Annotated in this window: 1 protein-coding gene; it reads right to left on the bottom strand. The window is 62.8% G+C overall.

The genetic code is table 11. The features are described from left to right. Nucleotides 1–244: 244 nt before the first annotated feature. On the bottom strand, nt 245–627 hold a 383-nt coding region (locus V8324_RS22250; RefSeq protein WP_336422043.1), incomplete at its 5' end, for a transposase.

Consider the following 627-nt stretch of genomic DNA (forward strand, 5'->3'; position numbering starts at 1 on the left):
TGCGGCCATGTATACGGCGTCTGGATTGCAGCACGATGGCTGCGCGCCTTGATGAAAGTCCGCGGTCGCTTTGGTCCCAATCAATGGCACGCGCTTGGTTGCGCTCCGGTCCGAACAGGGTGTCCTTGGCGATATGTCCGTCATTGCCATCATCTCGTCACGCCGAAGGCGTGCCACTCAGGACAGGGCGCGCCTTTGGCGCGACGCACTTGCCTTCTTGTAAGGGCTGATCGCCCTTTTTCTGTCAGGCGGCGGTTGCCGCCCGGACTTCCGTCTGGTTCTTCATCAGCGCGTAGGCCGTGCGCGCCATGCGGTTGGCCAGGGCAATCGCGGCCTGTTCGGGTGTCTTGCGCTGGAGTTTGGAGCGATCCGCAGCATGCGGCACATCATCCGGGGGATGATGTGAGCGAACAAACGGGCGGAGCCCATGCCACAGCCAATCGTCGCCAGGCTCGCCACGGCGCCTGGCGCTGACCTGTGCGATGGCCCCAAGATAGAGCCGCCGCCGCAGATACCTGTTGCTTATCTTTGAGATCCGCCCCAATCGTTCCTTGCCACCTGTCGAGTGTGGCTTGGGCGTCAGTCCGATCCAGGCGGACAGATCGCGCCCTGACTTGACGTCGGAGA

It is taken from the genome of Roseovarius sp. D22-M7, assembly GCF_037083785.1.
GTDB lineage: Bacteria > Pseudomonadota > Alphaproteobacteria > Rhodobacterales > Rhodobacteraceae > Roseovarius.